General features: G+C 45.7%; 13 protein-coding genes. 2 read left to right on the top strand and 11 right to left on the bottom strand.

Translation table 11 applies throughout. The features are described 5' to 3' along the window. Positions 1–12: 12 nt before the first annotated feature. The gene (locus tag CAL7507_RS18155) at positions 13–993 is read right to left on the bottom strand and encodes a PrsW family glutamic-type intramembrane protease (RefSeq protein WP_015129945.1); all 981 of its coding nucleotides are present in this window, start codon (positions 991–993) and stop codon (positions 13–15) included. Beyond that, positions 986–1906, bottom strand: a complete 921-nt coding sequence (locus CAL7507_RS18150; protein WP_015129944.1) for a class I SAM-dependent methyltransferase — start codon at positions 1904–1906, stop codon at positions 986–988. The genes CAL7507_RS18155 and CAL7507_RS18150 overlap by 8 nt, the downstream gene beginning before the upstream one ends. Positions 1907–2142: 236 nt before the next feature. Between CAL7507_RS18150 and mscL the strand changes: the two genes are divergently transcribed. Continuing rightward, positions 2143–2571, top strand: coding sequence for a large conductance mechanosensitive channel protein MscL (gene mscL, locus CAL7507_RS18145; protein WP_015129943.1), 429 nt, complete (start codon positions 2143–2145; stop codon positions 2569–2571). 123 nt (positions 2572–2694) lie between these two features. On the opposite strand, the gene CAL7507_RS18140 is transcribed toward mscL, so the two are convergent. Then, a complete protein-coding gene (locus CAL7507_RS18140) occupies positions 2695–4374 on the bottom strand; it encodes a DUF3352 domain-containing protein (protein ID WP_015129942.1) in 1680 nt (559 codons plus the stop codon). Between the two features lie 1114 nt (positions 4375–5488). Between CAL7507_RS18140 and CAL7507_RS18135 the strand changes: the two genes are divergently transcribed. Next, positions 5489–8113 (top strand): M1 family metallopeptidase, encoded by a 2625-nt coding sequence (locus CAL7507_RS18135; RefSeq protein WP_015129941.1) that lies wholly within the window; start codon positions 5489–5491, stop codon positions 8111–8113. A gap of 131 nt (positions 8114–8244) precedes the next feature. Here the strand turns inward: CAL7507_RS18135 and CAL7507_RS18130 are convergent, their stop codons facing one another. The 8 genes from CAL7507_RS18130 to CAL7507_RS18095 form a co-directional block, all read right to left on the bottom strand. Further along, complete coding sequence (locus CAL7507_RS18130) at positions 8245–8676, bottom strand: hypothetical protein (RefSeq protein ID WP_015129940.1); 432 nt, start codon at positions 8674–8676, stop codon at positions 8245–8247. Between the two features lie 234 nt (positions 8677–8910). Then, positions 8911–9819: a DUF6734 family protein gene (locus CAL7507_RS18125; protein WP_015129939.1), complete on the bottom strand. Its 909-nt coding sequence runs from the start codon at positions 9817–9819 to the stop codon at positions 8911–8913. Positions 9820–10219: 400 nt separating this feature from the next. Beyond that, positions 10220–11683: a DUF6519 domain-containing protein gene (locus CAL7507_RS18120; RefSeq protein WP_015129938.1), complete on the bottom strand. Its 1464-nt coding sequence runs from the start codon at positions 11681–11683 to the stop codon at positions 10220–10222. 9 nt (positions 11684–11692) lie between these two features. Further along, positions 11693–13894, bottom strand: coding sequence for a hypothetical protein (locus CAL7507_RS18115; protein ID WP_015129937.1), 2202 nt, complete (start codon positions 13892–13894; stop codon positions 11693–11695). Beyond that, positions 13891–17091 (bottom strand): putative baseplate assembly protein, encoded by a 3201-nt coding sequence (locus CAL7507_RS18110; RefSeq protein ID WP_015129936.1) that lies wholly within the window; start codon positions 17089–17091, stop codon positions 13891–13893. Before CAL7507_RS18110 ends, CAL7507_RS18115 begins: the two co-directional genes overlap by 4 nt. Beyond that, positions 17088–19640, bottom strand: a complete 2553-nt coding sequence (locus tag CAL7507_RS18105) for a putative baseplate assembly protein (RefSeq protein ID WP_015129935.1) — start codon at positions 19638–19640, stop codon at positions 17088–17090. The genes CAL7507_RS18110 and CAL7507_RS18105 overlap by 4 nt, the downstream gene beginning before the upstream one ends. After that, positions 19637–19999, bottom strand: a complete 363-nt coding sequence (locus CAL7507_RS18100; protein ID WP_015129934.1) for a GPW/gp25 family protein — start codon at positions 19997–19999, stop codon at positions 19637–19639. Before CAL7507_RS18100 ends, CAL7507_RS18105 begins: the two co-directional genes overlap by 4 nt. Then, positions 19996–20319, bottom strand: coding sequence for a hypothetical protein (locus tag CAL7507_RS18095; protein WP_015129933.1), 324 nt, complete (start codon positions 20317–20319; stop codon positions 19996–19998). The genes CAL7507_RS18100 and CAL7507_RS18095 overlap by 4 nt, the downstream gene beginning before the upstream one ends. Positions 20320–20348: the final 29 nt, after the last annotated feature.

The raw sequence follows: 20348 nt of genomic DNA, 5'->3' as shown, positions 1-20348 counted from the left end.
TCCTTAGGATTTTTATAATTGTATTTTAAAAAATTTTCGCTGTGCTGAACGTCGTAAATAACGATAAATCAGCCATCCCACAACTGCAAAAACTAAATTGAGAAAGAAACGGCTCAGTATAAACCGCAAAACATCAGGATAAAAAAGCTGCGACAAACTCAAAGGGCTGAGTTTTCTGGCTAAGAGAAACAGCCCAAAAATTGCATTCCCACCTAGCATCAAGGCAAATAGCAATAAACCTCGTTCCCAGTAACGCTGCTGGGGCGTGATTCCAGAGATCAAAACAACAGGGAATTTACCTTGTACTCTTTGCAGTAATTGTTCCATCCGCCAAAACATCCACAACAGAAAGGGAAATAAACCATAACTGCAGAAATTAAGTGGTGTTGGATAACGCCATGCACTAGATAAAACATTCACTAAGGCATGACAGATCACAGAATTAAGCCACGCCCCAGGAAGCAAATGCCGATATTGATGTCGCCGAGTGTGAGAGCAAATATACATTCCCAGGGCATAGCCCCAAGGTGCAGAGAACATAGCATGTACAGGCGTACCAATACTACGATCGAGAATTGATGCGGTATTGTAGAAAAGATAGATCCAGTTTTCTTGGGCAGTAAATCCTAAAGCCACAGCTATGGTGAAGAGAAAAACTGTACTGGGGCGTAATCGATAGTTGCGTTGGTAATAGTAACTTGCCGCAACAACCGTCACCAACTTGCAGCCTTCTTCAATTGGTCCGATTTCCAAAAGCTGCCGCAGGGCAATACCAGGGAGCCATCTCTGCCACCTTTGCCAGTCTACAATCCAGTTGGCTACAGTTTCAAAACCTAATTCTAGGTTGAGAGCGACGAAACCAGATATTGCCCCAAGGACCAATAACAACAGCAACCGCAACAGCGACGGAGCAGTGAAGACACGGTAATAATAGTAACTCAGCAGCAGTAGTGGTGGTATTGCTGCCCATAGTAATAAAGAAAACTCAGTCACGCACTTGAGCAATCACGGTGCGGTGTCGGGGGCTGTTGCGCGTGATTGTGGGAGTTTGAAAACCCGCATCAACTAAGGTTTGCTCAATGTCCAAGGCGAAATATTGATCTAAATAGGGTTCAGTACTTTTGAGCAGAGTCAAAATATAAGGTGGCATTTGCTTGTAAATTTCAGACTGGGGATTCATGTCCATGATTGCCAAATGACCACCTGGACGTAGTAAACGCCGCGCCTCTGCAAATATTTGTCTGGTTGCTGACTGGGGTAATTCGTGGCACACCAGGAAAATTGAAACGAAATCAAACGAGGTATCTGGTAGCCCAGTTGATTCAGCGGGAGCATGAACCCAGTTGATTTGCGCCTGACGTTGCTGTGAACGGTATTCGGCAACAGCTAAGAAGTAGGGAGATAAATCTAAACCCGTGATTTTAGCTTGGGGATAGAGTTCTTGTAAAGCTAAAGTACTCATACCCACACTACAACCTAAGTCTAGGATGTCTTGCGGTTGATTGGGAATGCGGCTTTTGACGATATCATGGTAACTTTGCCGCAGTTTTGCATCACCTTGCACCGGAGCATCTTGCCAAATTTTGGCATGGACAGCATAAGCTGCTGATTCCACCTCAAAAGCGGCTTGCCAACTGAGATTCCCGGTTTCGTAGGCGTGGAATGAGGTGAGGTAATAGTCTGGGTAGGAAAGGTGAGGATTTTCTATTTTAGCTAAATCGGTTGTCCAATCACGCGCCTGTAATTTCTGTACTTCCTTCGTCCAGAACACGCCCATTTTTTCAGCGCGTTTAATCATCATCTGTCTGGCTTGATGTTTGGCTAGGTTGGCTAAAGGCTTGATTGCCAGTATGCCATTCACTAGGCGAGAAGCTAAACCAGGAGCCGTGTTTACAACAGCAGTCATAAATAAGGTTGCTAAATTTGCATTCAACAGCCTTATTTTACCTGCTTGTGTTAACGGATGATTGTTGACTGATGACTGATGACTGTTAACTGATAAAAATCTCCACAATTTATCTTCATCAGAGATATTTATCTCGGACTGGTAAAATATCGATATTTCGCGAAGTCTGTTTCAAGTGAGCTGACTGCGGTTTTAACAAATCAACAATAAACTTTCATATAGCAGCGACAATAAATATGGTAAGAGCAAGAAGAAGAGCCGGTGGATTTTTCAGAGATTTTCGAGAATTTGCGCTCAAAGGTAATGTAGTTGATTTAGCGATCGCTGTGATTATCGGTACCGCTTTTGGCAAGATAGTCTCTTCTTTTGTGGAAGATGTGGTCATGCCATTTATTAACCCCCTGGTTTCCGTGGCTGGTAAAGACTGGAGAACAATCACCATTGGGCCGGGAATTGCGATCGGCAAGTTTCTCGGCTCAATAGTTGACTTTATCATCATTGCTTTGGTCTTGTTTGTGGTAATCCAAGCCTTACAAAAATTCAAAAGACAAGAAGAAGTTGCTGCTGATCTCCCACTAGATGCTAACCTTGTAGCCCAAGAAAGACTTACTGGTGCGTTGGATCGGCTGACGCAGACTTTAGAATCTCGCAATACTCAAGTTTAGGGGAATGGGGATTGGGGACTGGGAGGGGAGACGGGAGACGGGAGACGCGAGGGAAATAACTCTTGACTCTTGACTTTTGACTCTTGACCCTTGACTCCTGACAAATGCCCAATTCCCAATTCCCTACTTTGTAGTTTTTGGTTTGAGAGCCAATAACATTTCCAATTTACTGGTAGATTTATCGGGGCTAGTGGCGGTGGCGCTTAAACCACGAATAGAACTCAAGATGGCGTTAGCTTCAGGTGATACTTGACCTGGTGGCACAAAACGATTGACCAAAGTCATGGTTTTGTCCATATCCAGGTAGAAGTAGCCGCCGTTGGGTTTTTGCAAGGAACCAGTAACGGCTTTAAAGGTTTCGCTATTATCGAGAGATTGAGTTTTAGCACCGGCGATCGCATCAGCAATCGGACCACCAACTGCTACAAATAGAGTATCTTGATCTAGCCACCCGTGAGCCAGTACAGACCCTTGTGGGGTTTGCCATTCAGTTACGTCCTTACCGCTGATATTTCTTTTCTCGACTTTGACTGTTTGCTTTTTGACTAAATCATCTAACTTAGTCAAAGTACTTTCTGCGGTTTTGCGATCGCTTGTATCAAATACAAAAGCCCCGCCCATACCAACCTGAGCTAAGATACCTTGATTAGATGGAATAGCTCCAGCCGCAAATTCTCCATCCATCCAGCCGATAATCTCCTTATCTAAGTCAAGATTCACTGATTTAAGTTGCTGGCGGACCTGTTCCACAGCTGCGTTAAATTCAGGATAATCTTTTGACTGCTCAACTAGCAATGACCAGCTACGACTGATACCCTGTCCGCTAACGAGAGCTAAAGTATCACCGGGAAATTGCCCGACAATCTGAGCGGGAGTTGTTTGATATTGAAATTTGCTCAGTTGTGGATCTAAATTAGCGATCGCTTTTAACCGGATTCCTGCATCATCAACACCAACACCCGCTACCATCGATTTCACTAGTTTCAACTGCTTCAGGGTTGCTGGGGGTAACTGCGTTGCTTGGGGATTTGCAGCTATTAATTGCTGCACCATACCCGCATAGTCAGGCACATAAATTTGGGCTAGGGAATTTTTGACATCAACACCTGTAGCCAGAATTGTACTTGCACCTTCTTTACTGGCAAAAGAAGGCTGTCCTTTAAAAGTATCAATTGCCTGTTGTACAGTTTGCTTTTCGGGAGCTAAAACCAATTGGCTATTATTTAACACGACACTGTATGTCGGTTTGCCTTTCTCCGAAGTTTCTGTAATTTTTTCGCCTTTGTAGTCAGTTTCCTGGAATTTAACGCCCTTTTGTGACTTTAATTTATTACCAAAATTCAAAGCGCTAAGTTTGTCCTTGATTCCCACTACCACCAAAACATTAGGTTCTGACTGTAACTTAGCTGGCTGATTAGGCTCACCAGGAGGGGTATTTAACTGAGCAGGCTTAACTGGATTCGGTGGTAGCACCGCAATCATCACACTACCAACCCAAGGTTTTAAGTCTTTTTCATAAGAAATGTTACTTTCTTTTAAAGCATCTTGATTAAACTTCTCCAGACCCTGTGCTAACAATTTCTGTGCTTCAGGAGTACCAAATTGCTGTAACTTCGCCCAAGCTTCAGAGTCAGTGGAAATATAAGTCGCCATCAATGCTGTAGAAGGTACTACTTTAGCACTACCTAAAGCCGAGCCATCTCCAGCAGGTCCCTTAAAATACATATAGGCAGCTATACCTCCTGTCAGAACTACAGCAGCGCCAACAGTCGGAATTAAAAACTTTAATTTACTTTCAGGCATTGTTATTCTCCTCACTTGGTTCAATTGTTACCGAGGTTAGCAAAAACGTCATTGTAGACTTTTCGGACTTTATTCATCATCCCTACTAATTAATCGGTAATTACTGATAAAATTAGTGTCTCTACACAATATTGCTTTAAAAGTACTCCTAAAAATACTTCAACAGGGTGAGGAGTGAATCCGTAAATGGTGTGTTATTAGCTGCAAAAAAATAGCCTGCAAGACAACGGCAAGCTATCCTCAGCTATAAAAATACTTAGGAGCGTTTGTACTCAATAAACATCTATGACAGTGTACGAGATACTCTTGACTAAATAACAAAAAAGTGCAGAATATTCAGCTTACATCAGGGGAAGTAAATGCGAGAAGGAAATGGGGAAGATTAGACTTTTTGCAGAACTTGGGAAAGCAGGGTCTTGACGCAGACGGGCATAGCCCAGATCCCTCTTAGGGTAGTCTACGGTATACACACAAATCGGAGTTACTTTGAGATCCGGGTTTTACCCCCTTTAATCCCATGCCAGATGCTAAAGAGCGGGTTCCGCTTTAGCGGTACAAGTCGGCAGAGCCGCCCAACGCACTGGCTCCCCTTATAAAGGCAGGGCTGTTTCGTTCCCTCTCAAACAGGATTTGTCAAGATGGTTAGCGATAAAAATCATAAGTATGGGTAACGATGAAACAGAATATTCAGCACATAAATAACAGTACGATTGTCTATTTTCTCGATACCCAGGTAGCAAAATCATCAATTTTATTTTGCTAGAACCCTTGATTTTTCAAGCTTCTTAGGGAATGAAACAGCCCTGCTTATAAAGGGGGGAAACTGTTCCCTCCCCTTTATAAGGGGAGGGTTAGGGTGGGGTAAAACCAGGACTGGTAGTGATTCGATAACTTCTGTGTACACCGTAGCTTAGGGTAGTGGGGGTAAAAGGGTAGGGTGAAAGAGATAGAATTTTCTTTTTACCCTTACCCTTTGATCTTTACCCATATCATGTAACCCCAGAAGCAAATCCTTCGACAATGCTCAGTTGATTTGGGCAATCCACCCAATCTCACTATTTTTCTTCACTACATCCAGCCAAACTTTTCAGGATTATAAGGGCAGTAAGCGTCAATGTCACAGTCTTATTTTGATACAGATAATAACGATCGCAAACCTTTTGAGTTACCAGGGGCAAAACCACATTACAACCCTGATCGCCCCGGACAGGTAGAACATATATTTTTAGACATCAGCCTAGATATCCCTAATCAAAGATATGATGCAAGTTGCTTGATTAGCTTATCACCAATCCGCAATGGCATTGACCGTTTGACTTTGGATGCTGTCAACCTGAATATCAAGTTTGTGCATATAGACCAGGTGTCGCAAGGTTTTGACTATGATGGTGAAAAACTTTCCATCCATCTATCTGAACCAACCCAGCTAGGTAAGCAACTGTTGATTGATATTACCTACACGGCAGAAAAACCCCAACGCGGCATCTATTTTATTCAACCAGACAAACACTACCCCAATAAGCCCACCCAAGTCTGGACTCAAGGTGAGGATGAAGACTCTCGCTTCTGGTTTCCCTGCTTTGACTACCCAGGACAACTCTCTACTTCCGAAATTCGGATTCGCGTTCCTAAACCCCTAACTGCCATTTCTAATGGTGAACTCATTGATACCAAGAATGATGGTGATTACAAAATTTACCATTGGTCACAGCAGCAAGTTCATCCTACCTACTTGATGACTTTGGCAATAGGGGATTTTGCCGAGATTCAAGATGAATGGCGTGGCTTACCCGTCACCTACTATGTGGAAAAGGGACGGGAGGAAGATGCTAAACGCAGCATGGGCAAGACTCCGAGGATGATCGAATTTTTGAGCGAAAAGTATGGTTATATCTATCCTTTCCCAAAATATGCTCAAGTTTGCGTTGATGACTTCATTTTTGGCGGGATGGAAAACACTTCCACCACGCTGTTAACTGACCGCTGTTTGCTAGATGAACGCGCTAGCCTCGACAACCGCAACACCGAAAGTTTAGTAGTTCACGAACTCGCACACCAATGGTTTGGCGATTTGTTGGTAATTAAACATTGGTCTCATGCTTGGATTAAGGAAGGGATGGCTTCCTATTCTGAGGTGATGTGGACAGAACATGAATATGGGGCACAGGAAGCCGCATATTATCGATTATTGGAAGCGCGGAGTTATTTTAGCGAAGATAGTAGCCGCTACCGTCGGCCGATGGTGACACATGTTTATCGAGAAGCAATTGAACTTTACGATCGCCACATTTATGAAAAAGGATCTTGTGTTTATCACATGATGCGGGCGGAATTGGGAGAAGAATTGTTTTGGCTGGCAATGCAAACATTTGTCCAGGATAATGCCCATAAAACTGTCGAAACAGTAGACTTACTCAGGGCGATTGAAAAAGCCACTGGGCGTAATCTCACCTTTCTTTTTGACCAATATGTTTATCGTGGTGGTCATCCTGATTTTAAAGTCGCTTACGCTTGGGATGGGGATGCTAATTTAGCTAAAGTCACAATCACTCAAACCCAAGCCAGCAAAGAAAATAATTCTACCAGCGATTTATTTGACCTGAAAATTCCCATTGGTTTTGGGTATACTCAGCAAAATTCAAATCCCGAACTCAGCACTCAGAACTCAGAACTCAGAACTTTTGTTGTCCGAGTCAATGAACGAGAACAAAGCTTTTATTTCCCACTCACCGAAAAGCCCCAATTTGTCAGCTTCGATGTGGGGAATAACTTCCTCAAAACTGTGTCTTTGGAATACCCAGTCCCAGAATTAAAAGCCCAGTTAGAATTTGACCCTAACCCTACTGCTCGCATCTATGCAGCAGAAGCTTTAGCAAAAAAAGGTGGCTTGGAAGCAATCAAAGCATTATCTGCGGCGCTACAAAATGATTCATTTTGGGGTGTGCGGGTGGAAGTAGCCAAACAACTGGCAGAAATTAAGTTAGATCAAGCCTTTGATGGGTTGATACCTGGCTTGAAAGATAAAAGTGCGTTTGTTAGGCGTTCTGTGGTTGAAGCACTTGCGAAAACGAAAACTTTAGAAAGCTATAAGGCTGTGAAAGGGCTGATACAAGATGGCGATCGCAGTTATTATGTAGAAGCCGCCGCCGCCCGTGCCATTGGGACAATTGCTGCTGCTAACTTGGACGAAAAACCCAAGGAAGAAAAGGTAATCAAGCTGCTGAAATCCGTTCTAGAATCCAAGGCGGGTTGGAATGAAGTAGTCCGCAGTGGGGCGATCGCTGGTTTAGCTGAACTCAAAATCTCAGAACCAGCTTTAAATCTAGTACTAGAATATACCAAAATTGGTACACCGCAACCATTGCGTTTGTCGGCAATTCGTGCATTAGGCAAAATTTCAGTTGGTCAAACTCCCGTAAACTTGGAACGGATTTTAGAAAGACTAGCAGAACTGGCGAAAGAAACCTTTTTCTTAACACAAGTGGCGGTGTTAACAGCATTAGGACAAATGGAGACACCCAAAGCAATTGGGATTTTGCGATCGCTTGCTGATCAAACAGCAGATGGGCGCGTGCGTCGCTATGCTGACGAAGAAATTGCCCAGTTGCAAAAAAACATCGGCTCAGAAAGTGCGCTGCGTCAATTACGTGAGGAACTAGATCAACTCAAACAACAAAACCAAGAATTGAAAAGTCGCTTAGAAAACTTAGAGGCTAAATCTCAGAATACTGCTTCGTAATTGACACAAGATATTTGTAGGGTGTGTGGCGCTACGACAAAACTCTGTACGTAGACTCAGGACTTATAGCGTCACGCACCATTCTTTGACTTTGACACTTGCGTAAGTCTTACAAAGTTTTCGATAAAACTTTAAAATTCCAATGCAAAGCACAACACACGGGTTTTGTCCCAGTAAGCTTGACCGAGATAAACACCAGGAGAAACTTCTCTGATTTCATCTCTAATTTTTTGGGCAATGAATGAGGTTTGAGAGTAGTCTAAGATAATGGCTTCACCATGACCAAACCAACTTTCACCCCGATAAACTCTAGCTTTGACTAACTTCAATCCAAATGTGGTGATTCGGTTCAGCAAGAATTCTTGATCACGATAAAAAACTTTTCCTTGCCAAGCCAGTAACCTGACAAGCCATGACAAGATATTGCGGGTTGGAATTCCAGTTACAAAGACAACTGTACCCCTACCTTGTCCATCGGGAATTTCACCCACTGGGCTGTTTTGATAAAGTTCATCTAATTCAGCAGGTGACATATTCATCATGTCTGCAGTTGTGATAGCCATTTTTTATGACCTCATGAAATCTGGCAAGGGTAAGTTTAACAGAGCGGTGTACTAGTGGTTTGTCAATTTTGTTTTGAGGGGTTTTTGGTAGTGCGGGCCGAAAAGCCCGCGTGAGCGAGACGCTCACACTACAGTCCCTCATTTCAACCCTGACAGACTACTAGTACCGCAAGGCGGAAGTCAAAAGTCAAAAGTAATATGGAGTAAGCTTTTTAGCGATTGAGAATGGTCTGCTTATTTCCGCCGCACTGTACTAGTAGACGGCATATCTAGTCGCTCATAATATTGTGGATAATCTCGTCTCACGCGATTTTCGAGAGATTGAGCGATCGCCTGATTGCGTTTAGCGTCGGCGATGAGATGGGTAAATCCGGCGTGTGCAGCGTTTTCGGGGATGAAAGCATCATCAAGAGATGCAAACAAATATTGGATATCAATGTTTTTGTAGGGCGAATCTGGACGATGACGGTGATATTCAATACAACACCCCAGAAGATATTGTTCAAATAGAATATTTCGTTCGGTGTTGGGAGTCAGTAGATTCCAGGCTAATTGGTTAGATGGATGTTCAACTAACTGAATCGCTAAGTCAGCATAGTAGCGAATAAACTCGACCGCATTACCGCCGAAGATACCGCAGCAGACAGCTTGCTGAAAATTATTGTGCGATCGCTGCCATTGCCAGACATCTGGTAGCCAGCCATTTACAGTATTAATAGCTGCTTCCAACCCTTCTGGATGGTAATAGGAATTACCCGCCACAAAATATTCTGGATTTTGCGCCAGTAGAGGTGCTGATTCCATCCGGGGGGGTAAAGGTTTCCAGAGAAAAACATCGCTGTCTATATGAATGAATGGTTCTGTCTGGGCGCGGTAGGTGTAAACTTTACCCAACGCCCACCATTCGGGGTCAGAGTTGTTGAGAGTCTCTAGTTCTAGAGAAACTTGGTCGAATTCCAGTCCCAATTCCTCCACAAGCATCTGGGCACCTTGGCGATCGGTAAACAAAGCCGTTTGGGGATAATGTTTTTTAGCAGTTTCTACTGATAAAACCCACGCCAGCATGTGATGTTTCTCACTCACCCAAATCGATTGTCGATTCGCTTGTAAGGGTTTTGTCCAAAAAGACCAGACCGCTTTCATTTAGACCTCACCTCCTTTGAATTGATCTGTTAAAGTTCAACTGCAAAACTCGAAGCTTCATACCAATTCACGAAAACGTTGATACAGATAGATTCCTAGTAGGGGCACGGCACCGCCCATTGGTGTCAACTTGAGCTACAGATGGCTTATTGCAGAGCTTACCTACCCGCCCTTCGACTCCGCTCAGGGCTAATAGGCAAAGTTTACTCAAGTAAACTGGGGATAAATGATAATTTTTAGTTAGCTTTAGCTTACTTTTGCTATTAGACTCAGAATTCATTCTGAGGTGGGACATGGATTTCACGTTAAGTTGACACTAATGGGCATTGCCGTGCTACTACGAGAAATCTGTCTGTATCAGTGTTTCCGTGAATTGGTATCAGAACTCGGAACTTCGGGATTATTGCAAATCAGCATTGTCCCAAATCAAATCCGTGCCAATCCCGGCAGCAGAACCAATATAGTAATAACTGCGACCCAAGGAATAAAACTGGCGTCGGCAATCAGCAACGATCGCTTGTCCGTATCGGGTGGCTGTCACCACTGCTAGAGGTGCATAATAATGCTGAACACCGTGGGGCGGGATGGCTACAGGCTTACCATTCAAGTGTGGCCACTCGACATCGCCCGTAGCATTCCGTGCGGGAATTAGCCAGTAGTCACCAGTGCGGTATAAAGGTTTTACTGATTCTGAGCGTTGCCACTGAATTTGTACACCGTCTTCTAGAGTCAACCAGCCTTCATCATCAATGTTGCTTGCCACCTCAGCAATTGATACAGCACCATCAATTAAGGTTAATCCAGTCCTCTCTCGCTGATCCCAACGACGCAACAGAGGTGATGTTTGTGGATTTTCCCCAATAGCCCGCTGAGATGGCGTTTGGCGTTTTAATGTCACCAAGAAATCAGTAGGTTCAATCTTGTCAACTTGCCATAGTGGTTCAGCTAGTTGATGAAGAGTATAATCATCATCCACCAACTCGACCCAATCGCCAACAGATAAACCAAAGCGATCGTCACGCCACCAGTTTTTCAGTTTAATGATGGTGCTTGTTCCAGATGTGGCTGGCAAATTATCTGGATTTAAATCAATGGCAAAAGCAACCGAGCCATTTTCCCGCGACCATTTAAAGGTGGCTATTCCGTCTTCATGAACAGCATGAACTTCTACGCGGTAAAGTTGATTTTCTGCACCCCGATAACGAGCATTGGGGCGAATAATACAGGGGTCGGTCTGTTCTTGATCTACTTGCGCCCTAGCTCGCAAAAGTCCTCTGTCAGGAGATTGCCATTGCTCTGTGAGAGTTTTCCAATCAAGATCAGCACAATTAGTAACATTCCTGCCCAGATTTCCCTGTACCCTCACCTGGGTGACAACTTGGGAGCGGGTGGCAGTATCAGCCCCACCTAAAGCCACTTCCCGAATACTGTCGTCTTGAATATAGGTGATGTGACGTTCCCAAACATCGAGGTAGACCAAAAAAGGTAAGTTAGGTAGCTTGTCTTGCTCTCGATTAAGTGGATAGTTGGTTTGGGCGTAATATTCCAGACTGTGGCGATTTTCGACCAGCAAACCATTCACATAATAATGTCCGATGCCGATATTGAAATTCGTAATTACATTGTCTTTGGAAATATCCTTTGTCGGATCAATAGTGATTTTGAAACCAGCACCTCTAACAGGGCCACCGTGGGGGCCGATTAAGTCGGCGGCTAAGGTTTGGATGTAGTGCAAAAGAATTGCCACTTGTTCATTCAAGTCAGCATCAACTTGCACTCGACCTTGCTGCATCAACACCCGCAAAAAGTTTTTACTGGGGTCAAAGGTGTCACGGGTAAAATCGCCTCTAAATTCACCTTGCATGGGTTGCTCCTAGCTGGCGTAGATAATGCCTGTTTCCATATCAGCAGGCGTATATTCATCTAAACGGGTACGCAGATTAGCGGCCCGTTGGGGTTGAAAAAGGTCGTGAAATACACCCATTTCCGATTCATCATCGGCACCACGTTGAATTTCCACAGCGCAGGTGTTGGCGAGTTGGCAATAGGTGGGAGTGCCGTAACGGGTGCTATTGAATTGGGGACGGACGCGATCGCGCTCTTGCTGCTTTAAATCATCTATGACTGCTTGCTCAACTAAATCTGGCTGGCAATTGTAACGGCGTGGTGTCCGCGAGGTGGGGGTAATGTAGCAGAAGCGGACACAGCCTTGTTGGCGACGAGCAACGGTGATCACACCAGCAAAAATGCTATTTTCTGCTAAGTCAAGAGAATGTACCAAAATTTTACCGAAGACAGTACAGCGTTGAATTGTCAATCGTGTATGGGCGACAGCATAACCTGGTGCATCTATAGCTTCTCGTTCTGTACTAGTGGCATCGAGAATGCTATCGCTGATGTGTATAGCTAGAGGATCAGTTTGGACTTCATCCTGGTTGACTTGAATTGAGCCAATAATGCTGTTTTTGATCTCAACTCGTGCATTGCCATCCAGGTTAAACAAATCTAGACTAGCTTCTGCAGGGCGTTTGGGTTCACAGTTGCACTGGAGTGCCCAACCAGGGACTAGGGTAGAATGACGAATAGTGATTTTGACTGGGTGAGTAGCCAATGCAGGCGCCACTGGCTGCGGCGGATCTAGGAAATCTGGCGTTTCTCGCTGTATCTGCACTCCCCGACCGGCGATTAATAAACCATCCAAGGTCAAGCGGCTACCTGGTTGGACGGTGACACGTAAAGCGTCTGTAGTTTCTGCTTGATAGTCGAGGAGGCGAATCACCGGACGAGTATGGTTAGCCGCTCGAATTTGCAGGTGTTGGCGGGTTTGGAGTATGAGGTCAAATCGTTCAGTGTACACGCCACTATCGGTAATTTCAATCACTCCATGAAGATATTTTTCCTCGTCGGGGTGTGCCTGATATTCGCTGTGCCACTGAGCGATCGCCCCAGTGATAGTAGTATATGTTTCCTGCCTGCCGACTCGATAAATCACATATTTTGCTGGTTGTGAGAGTGGGCGATCGTACTCGCCGCCACCAATATCAGCACTAAAAGCATAATGATAATTTACCCAAACCCCTCCCTTAGGCAACTGGCGTGGGTGAAAGACCATCCGTCCCAACACTGGATCAACGGCTACCATCCCTTGGGGTGGTCGATACTGCCAATCACTGAGATCCGCAGGTTTGATCCGGTCGGAGGGGACTGGTTGCAGAGTAAAGGCTGAACCTTGGGTACTTCCCACCCAAATTTGTAGACTTTTGTCTTCGCCATAGTACAGCTGTTTGTTACTGGCAAAAGCACGGCGACGGATAGGAGCAGGCAAATTTAGCTCTGTGGCAATGTCGGTAGGATCTACCTCTGGTTGGGGAGAAATATACAGCGGGGTATTATGACCTAAAACGTTAAAGGTGTAACAGTGGGGGCTAACCTCTTCTAAAGAATAGGCAGGGGTTTGAGTCACCGCATAGCTTTGCAAGCGCCAGACAAAAACTCCCACATCTGGGATGTTGTAGCGACCTAAATCGTAAGGTGACTGAATACGGCGGACATCCACAGTATGGGCGATCGCCTCGAAGGGGCCATCCAGGCGATCCAGAACATCACCTTGGCGTAAATCTACTGTCCGCCCTTGTGACAGCCGTAAATGATTGATGTGTTGTGTCCAACCCAGCAACTTGTAAAATTCCACCGCTCGCGCCGGCCAGCCAGCGACATCATTTGCTAGCAGTTCCAACAGCGCTAAAGTCCCCTTGCGTCGTCGATAGCGAATGGTATTAGCAACTTCTCGGCGGGGAATCAATATTTGGTTACGCTGTCGCCCTTGGGGTGTATTGACTTCTCCTGGTTCTCCGGCTTCATGGATAGATCGATAACCAATCAAATCGGCGATGTAGGGAACAACCCAATCCTCGCAGGTTTCAATGAACCAATTTTCATAGAGTTGGGAGATATCTGCTTCGACTACATCCACTTGTTCACCAATCACCCGCAACAAATCCCGCAAAGCATAGCCTTGTTCGGCATCTCGTTGACGGTAAATTACTGGCAATAGTTCATAAAGACGGTCACTCACGGCTTCACCTCCATCGGATTGAGCAGCAGGGTACGGGGTTCTGTGGGACTCAAAATAGCGATTTGGGCAGCGTGCTGAGTTCTGGCTAAGTTGACAGGAATTCTGGTTTTGAGTGTCAAATTAGCGAATTTGTCTATTAGTTGAGTCGGGTTTGCGGCTTCTGTCTCAGAGATGCTATTCAAAATGTCCACATCCACAAAGTCAACACCCGCCACTCCTTGAATGGTGCTGATGACTTCACTCAGAGTCACATCTTGTCCCAGTTCTCGACGCTCAAAGCTAAAAGTATCCAGCAATGTTTGCCGGATTTGCGGCTCGACTGACTCCCACTGATAATCGGGTAAAATCTTCACCTTGGCACTGATAATTAATACCATCAGTTCTCTTAAGGCTATTTGCACAGGCTGGGAAGGATCGCCCAACTGGCGCAATGCTTGGGATAAATTCCGATACAAATCGGAGTTTTGATCGATAGGAATATCATCCGCCCCGGCGATTGTCAGGTGGACTACTTGACGACGACCATCAGATAGGCGAACAGCACTGGCTTTGTCAATCCCGGCAAAGGTGCGGCTAAAGTCGGCGTAGTCTTGAACTGATACGAGGCGATCAAGTGACATGACTGCCAAGGGGGCATGACGACGGGCGCGATCGCGGTTTTCTCGGTCAGCACCCCCAGTAGCGGGCAGAGGATTAATCACGGCTTTGAGTCCTAGGGGACGGGTCGCTAGTAAGTTAATTTGCTCTGCTTTGACGTTGCCGACTTTACCGATACCATTGCGATAGACGGCTCTGACGTTTTCTGCACCTGTAGGGAGTCTAGCGCCACTTTCACCATTGCCAAAAACCACCGTGGTTTTACCGTCATCTTCAATTTTGATCGTATAAACTCGCTCTGTAGGTTTGAGTCCAGCCAAGCTGTCGGTTTCATGCCAGAGAATGTTATTTACGCGCATCTCTAAGGTACTAGCTGCACCCCCAGGCGTAGGAGCCGCCAGATAAGTTAAAGGCGGCTGTCGCAAGGGAAATTGGGGGAATGCTTTTCTACCATCACCGCTACCCAAAACTTCTGTACGGGTTTCGCCGTGGGTAGCTTTGACGACATTTCCGTAAATAATCACGGTATCGCGTTTATATTGGTAATTCAGTGGTTGGGCTAGCTGTAGGAAAGTGTGGGTTTGATCACCGGGTAATTCCCGTTCGTTAATTTGCGCTACATTTTGCTTGATGCCAGATAGCATTACCAGTTCACTAGCTTTGACAGATGTAGTTTCCCCTAAGTCAGCACGTTCTCCTGAGACAATTAGCCATCTTCCTGGCTGCAACCCGTCATATAATCGCCCCAGTTCGATGTTGTTGCCTTGAATTGGTGCATTGATAATTTCTTCTGCCAGGGTTAATGCTTCGCTTTGGGCATAAACAGTAGTTTTCCGGAAAACATCGAGAGTTAAGTCATCATTGTTTAACCATTCCTGCTTTAGTGTTAGTTGGGTGACTTTACCGGAGATGCCATAAGCTGCTTTGGCGATGTTTGCCACTTTCTCTATCTGAGCAATGACATCTCTATTTGGATGTTGGATGATTACCCAACTATTGGGCAAAATTTGGTCATATTCAGCATCTAAGGCGATGGTGCGTTTGAATTCTACTGACGGTTCTTGGGGTGACTCTTCAGAGACAGAGAGCAAATCTGGTAAATAAGCGATCGCTATTTTTCGTCTAGCAATCGAATACCGCAATACTTGCCCCAAAATCACAACTTGTTGCGGATCTGGGTTAATATTTACATTCCAAGTTCGGGTTCCCTGTGACATGGAAATTACCCGATTTGCTCCTGCCGTCTGAATTGTCAAGCTAATACCGATAATTGACGGGAATTCTCCACCCGTGGTCAGAAAACTAGGGCGAACCGTCAACCCTGGTACACTGACTTGAGTCCCACTGCGAATTGCTTCTTGACTGAGAAAAATACTTTGGGTATCAGTATCTCGTTGAATCGAGATTGTCGCCTGTTGGGGTCGATTATCGCTGAGTAAGACATTAACATTGATCGCTACTGTCCCGGCGATCGCCCACTCTTCATAACCGGCAATTCTCCCCCTGTCGTCGTAAACTGGTTTGAGAGGGGCGTTAGCACCAAAGGGGGCGGCTTTCACGCGCAAGGCTTGTATACTTTGTAAGTCAGAAGTTGCGGTGACAGGTGTATTCCCCCAGGCAGTATAAAGGGTATCTTGTAATTTTGGTTTCAATGTTGTCAGTAGTTTAGGCGCAATATCTGACTCACATTGATAAATTTCTTGGGCTTTTAGCCCCAATTGCAAGGCGTTAGCAGGAGGGCGCGAAGGCGGTTTAAGTAACCCGTTCAGTAAACCATCAACAGATGAACCGAGTTTTTCAAAGGGGCATTGGCTTTCTGGCTCTGGGTAATTTTGGGAAGTATGATTGATTTCATTCAGCAAACTAGCTGTTTTTGGTGTTTGCAGTTTTACCAATGTGCGATTTTCTTGGGACTGGACTTCAACCGCTTGCACCCGCCGCCAGACTTGCTGTCCCTGTGACTCAAAAAAGACTAACAATAATGGGTCATTAGCTTTCTGGTTGGTGGAAATTCCTTGGAAGTAGAGTTGTTCTTTAATTTCAGCGTTGTTTCTAGTAATGTAGTGCGGTCTGGTGAGACGGGGTTTAAGGTTGTTCCAGTCAGTACGGGCGGGTATTTTTACCGCCGTTTCAAAAAATTGGGGCAATTCACCAGGACCTGGTAGACTCTGGATGCGTGTACCTGCGGGAATTTCGCCTTCTTGGTTGTAGCCGATTTCCATCGTGAATGCTGGGTAGACAGTAGCAGCTACCCCAGGACGCAGACTGTAACCAACTAGCCGCGCCAACTCCAACACCGATCGCCTTTCAGTCGCTGTCCGTAGGTAGCCTTCATTGGCGATGCGTTCTTGGTAAAATGTGAGAACATCGGCGATAGTTGCCCAAGCATCCAAAAGTGCGATCGCTGGATCGTTGGCATCTCTGGTTTTTAACTGGGCGAGAGACGGGAAATCACTGCTACTCAGACGGGCTTTCATTGTCTCTAAAAATGTGCCATGAGTCCCCACCCGATAAACTAGGGCATCCAAACCAGGACGGTTAGCCGTAGAAACGGGGGTGAGAGATTCTAGCCCTTCACAACAGCCACAAGGTTCATTCATCGTCCACCTCTCATGAATAGCTCAAATTTGCCGTTTTCGGGAAAATTGGGGTCATTTGCTAATTGAGCCACCTCTAGAGGATTCAGAGGTAGGATACCTTGCTCAATCTCTCCGTTTTCGCCTACATACAAGCGTTGTAATCTGGTGACACTCACACTTTCTACACCTGATACTTTTTGGGCAGTCGCCACCAGTTGACTCAGAGCAATACCTGTACCAAATGTCAAGTTATCTGGGTGAAAAAAGCCCCGCCGACCATCCGCCAGCAAGCGATCGCTAAACGCATTTAACAAATCTGCTTTGAGATGTCCCCGTAAATAGTTGGGTTGCACACATACAGTCAGGGCAATATCTAGCGGGACATAGATTGCTGGTTTAACTACCACATCATGACCGATGCGACGGTAGCGGTATAAATGTTGGGCGATCGCATTTAGTAACTCTCGGCTATCTGTCTGGCTAGCTAAGGGGTCAATAACTACCAAGACTTCATACCAGCTACCTGTCCAGCGCAGTGTCGCAGCCGCTCGTTGCACCTGACTGGAGAAGTCACGCATGACAATTTGAGCATAATCATCAGCGGCGATCGCTCGTTGCAATTCTTTACGGAAGCTGCGGGGGGCAAACAGTTTCACCTCAGACAAGGGTTGTGGATCTGTGCCTCCTTGGGCTGGTAGGGGATTATGGGGTTGGAGTGTCAACCCATTTGGTCTATTTTGACGAAACACAACGTGAGCTATCGTGTCAGCACCAATGTTCCCAGCTATACCATTACCAATGCGATAAGTAGCAAAGAAGTGATTTCCCACCTCTGGTTGTTGTCCCAATTCGCCATCGCCAAAACGCAGATGGGCATAGCCATCATCATCAATTTCCACGACAAAATTGCGATCGCGGTTGCGGCTACCTAACAAATCTAACTGGGGTGTCCATTGTGTGGAATTACTAATTAATCTAGTAATTTGTGCTACGGCTTGCTGAGGATTCTGCTTGAATATTTGAGATCCGGGTATCTGCTCAGAGATTGGGGGTGGCTGACGGAAGGTGAGCGGTATCCTTTGCAGGCGTGGACGAAACAGTGCTGGTGTAGTGGCAATGTCTGCGGGTTCACCGGCTGCTTCACATCCAGTTGTGGCTTCTTTTGCTGCCACTGTCCCTAAATCTTCCGGTGTCAGGGTGTAGCCGTGGTCTACTAAAATGACATTTCCCCGGACGACGGTGATATTTTCGCTCAACTTACATTCCGGCGCTAATCCAATGGCGGAAATACACACAGGAAATGGCAAAGCATCGGCAATGTCCCAGGTAATTTCTACTACTGGAGTCGGCTGTGAGGGAAATTGCGTATCTGGGTAAACAATATCTACTCCCCGCTCCACGTGAGTGAGACGCACAGCATGACGATGAGTGATATCCGCATCAGCCGGATTGCCTGTTTTGGCTCCCTTCACCTCCTCAAAAATAAGTATGTCCCCCACTTGCAATGATTGCAACTGACGCTGCCATTCAGCAGGCGGTGTGGGATGCTCGTCATCCTCACAAAGTTCTTGGGGTGGCACAGCAGTCGGCGCAATCCATTGATCTAAAAGGGTGGCGGAGATTGTACCCTGGGGTAGACAGCAAGAGCGATCGCCCCAACTATACAAGGAAATCTTATTTTTATATATTTGGATTTGTTTGGTAGATTCTAGAAAAACTGGCTCAAATACTTCATACTGTCCAGCAGGAATATTGTTTAAGTCATCAACACTCAAAATTGTGCCACTGCTAGGCGCATTCTGGTAATGAGTAATGAAGTAAATATCAGATAGATTTATAGGAGTATCCTGATCGGTTTCCAGCCATACCCAAGTACGAGCATTGCAACCCTCATGCATCGGGTAATCGACTAAGCGCGCATGGCGACGCACAGAGATGCGCTGACGAGCAGTATCTAAATAAGCTTCGGTAGCAACGGCATCCTGATAATAACTGAGATAGTCACCCACATAAGCTAGAACTTCTACTAAAGTGATTCCCAAATCAGGAACGTGACGTTCTTGCCAGTCCGGTACATTCAGCGCCAAACGGTCTAAAATTAACTGGCGGAAACTGGCATAATCTTTAGCTAAATAATTGATATCTGGCTCAATGCGGGTTGGTGGTGGGCAAATGGGTGCTGATTTGCAGTCGATATCGTTGGGACAGCCAACCTTAAAACTAAATTTGAGTTGGGTGTAACGGGGGTCAAAACCTTCTACATTGACCAACTGCAAAGTATAGAAGGAAAAATCCCCACTTTGATCAACAAATACCCGCAGACATCCATCTAAGGAAGGATCTTCTGAAGGTTCCACTTCCACCCCAGTCACCTGAATATTGCGGATACGTTGCCCCCCTTCAATGCGGAGATTTTCTTTGGTAATATTTGTGGGTACAGGGCCAAGAAAGTGGACACAGAGCGATCGCTGATTGTCACCCACTTCCAAATAATCCAACCCATTCAAGTGACGTCTGCGGACTTGTTGGCGACGCTGTTCGTCTTTGCAGGTGAGAGTTGAGTCATTCATAACACACCGCTTTGTTCAAAGGTTTCGGTACGTTGTTCACCACTACGCTTGACCACATACTGTAAGAAAACCCGCAAGCTGCTATCTTCACTAGATACTGCCAACGCTTGCACATCAATCAAGTCACCTAACCAACGTTGTAGTGATGCCTGCATCGTAAATTGCAATGTCGCCGCCAATTCCGGACTATTGGGAGCAAATATCAGTTGCAGCAAACCACTACCAAAATCTGGGCGATTTACCCGTTCACCAGGATTCGTGAAGAGTAACTGCTCAATCATGTCCCGGATGTGGTCGTCATCGCTGGTGGTGGCGGTGCGACCCAGGTTGTTAAAGTGGAAGGGAAAATCAATGTTCATATTCCCACAACTCGCGTCTGAGCAATACTAGGTATGAGCGGTGTGCCAGTAGGAGCGCAAATTGCCTGACTACTAAGTACTAAGACTGGTGCGCCATTGGCAAAAACCCGTGTAGCTCCTGTCACCCACTGAGCCGTCACACAAGGGCCATTCGCTGCTGGTGGTGGCGGTAAAGTACAACCTGTCACCACATAGGGTGTGGTTTGTAGGACAATGGGTTGTCCACTGACAAGAACTCGTGGGTAGGGAACTGTTGGTTGCGCTTGTCCAGCGTGAGAGCAGAGTACTGTTGCTCCAACATGTAACAAAGGCCCTGGCATGAGATTTTTCTCCTGGAATATGACTTCAA

The sequence above is a fragment of the Calothrix sp. PCC 7507 genome (assembly GCF_000316575.1).
In the GTDB taxonomy this organism is placed as follows: domain Bacteria; phylum Cyanobacteriota; class Cyanobacteriia; order Cyanobacteriales; family Nostocaceae; genus Fortiea.
Note: the sequence above shows the minus strand (reverse complement) of the source record. Positions and strands in the feature narration are given on the sequence as shown.

Excerpts from the sequence above, each read along its gene's own strand:
- CAL7507_RS18150 (WP_015129944.1), bottom strand. The coding sequence starts at position 1,906 with ATGACTGCTGTTGTAAACACGGCTCCTGGTTTAGCTTCTCGCCTAGTG.
- mscL (WP_015129943.1), top strand. The coding sequence starts at position 2,143 with ATGGTAAGAGCAAGAAGAAGAGCCGGTGGATTTTTCAGAGATTTTCGA.
- CAL7507_RS18140 (WP_015129942.1), bottom strand. The coding sequence starts at position 4,374 with ATGCCTGAAAGTAAATTAAAGTTTTTAATTCCGACTGTTGGCGCTGCT.
- CAL7507_RS18135 (WP_015129941.1), top strand. The coding sequence starts at position 5,489 with ATGTCACAGTCTTATTTTGATACAGATAATAACGATCGCAAACCTTTT.
- CAL7507_RS18130 (WP_015129940.1), bottom strand. The coding sequence starts at position 8,676 with ATGGCTATCACAACTGCAGACATGATGAATATGTCACCTGCTGAATTA.
- CAL7507_RS18125 (WP_015129939.1), bottom strand. The coding sequence starts at position 9,819 with ATGAAAGCGGTCTGGTCTTTTTGGACAAAACCCTTACAAGCGAATCGA.
- CAL7507_RS18120 (WP_015129938.1), bottom strand. The coding sequence starts at position 11,683 with ATGCAAGGTGAATTTAGAGGCGATTTTACCCGTGACACCTTTGACCCC.
- CAL7507_RS18110 (WP_015129936.1), bottom strand. The coding sequence starts at position 17,091 with ATGAATGAACCTTGTGGCTGTTGTGAAGGGCTAGAATCTCTCACCCCC.
- CAL7507_RS18105 (WP_015129935.1), bottom strand. The coding sequence starts at position 19,640 with ATGAATGACTCAACTCTCACCTGCAAAGACGAACAGCGTCGCCAACAA.
- CAL7507_RS18100 (WP_015129934.1), bottom strand. The coding sequence starts at position 19,999 with ATGAACATTGATTTTCCCTTCCACTTTAACAACCTGGGTCGCACCGCC.
- CAL7507_RS18095 (WP_015129933.1), bottom strand. The coding sequence starts at position 20,319 with ATGCCAGGGCCTTTGTTACATGTTGGAGCAACAGTACTCTGCTCTCAC.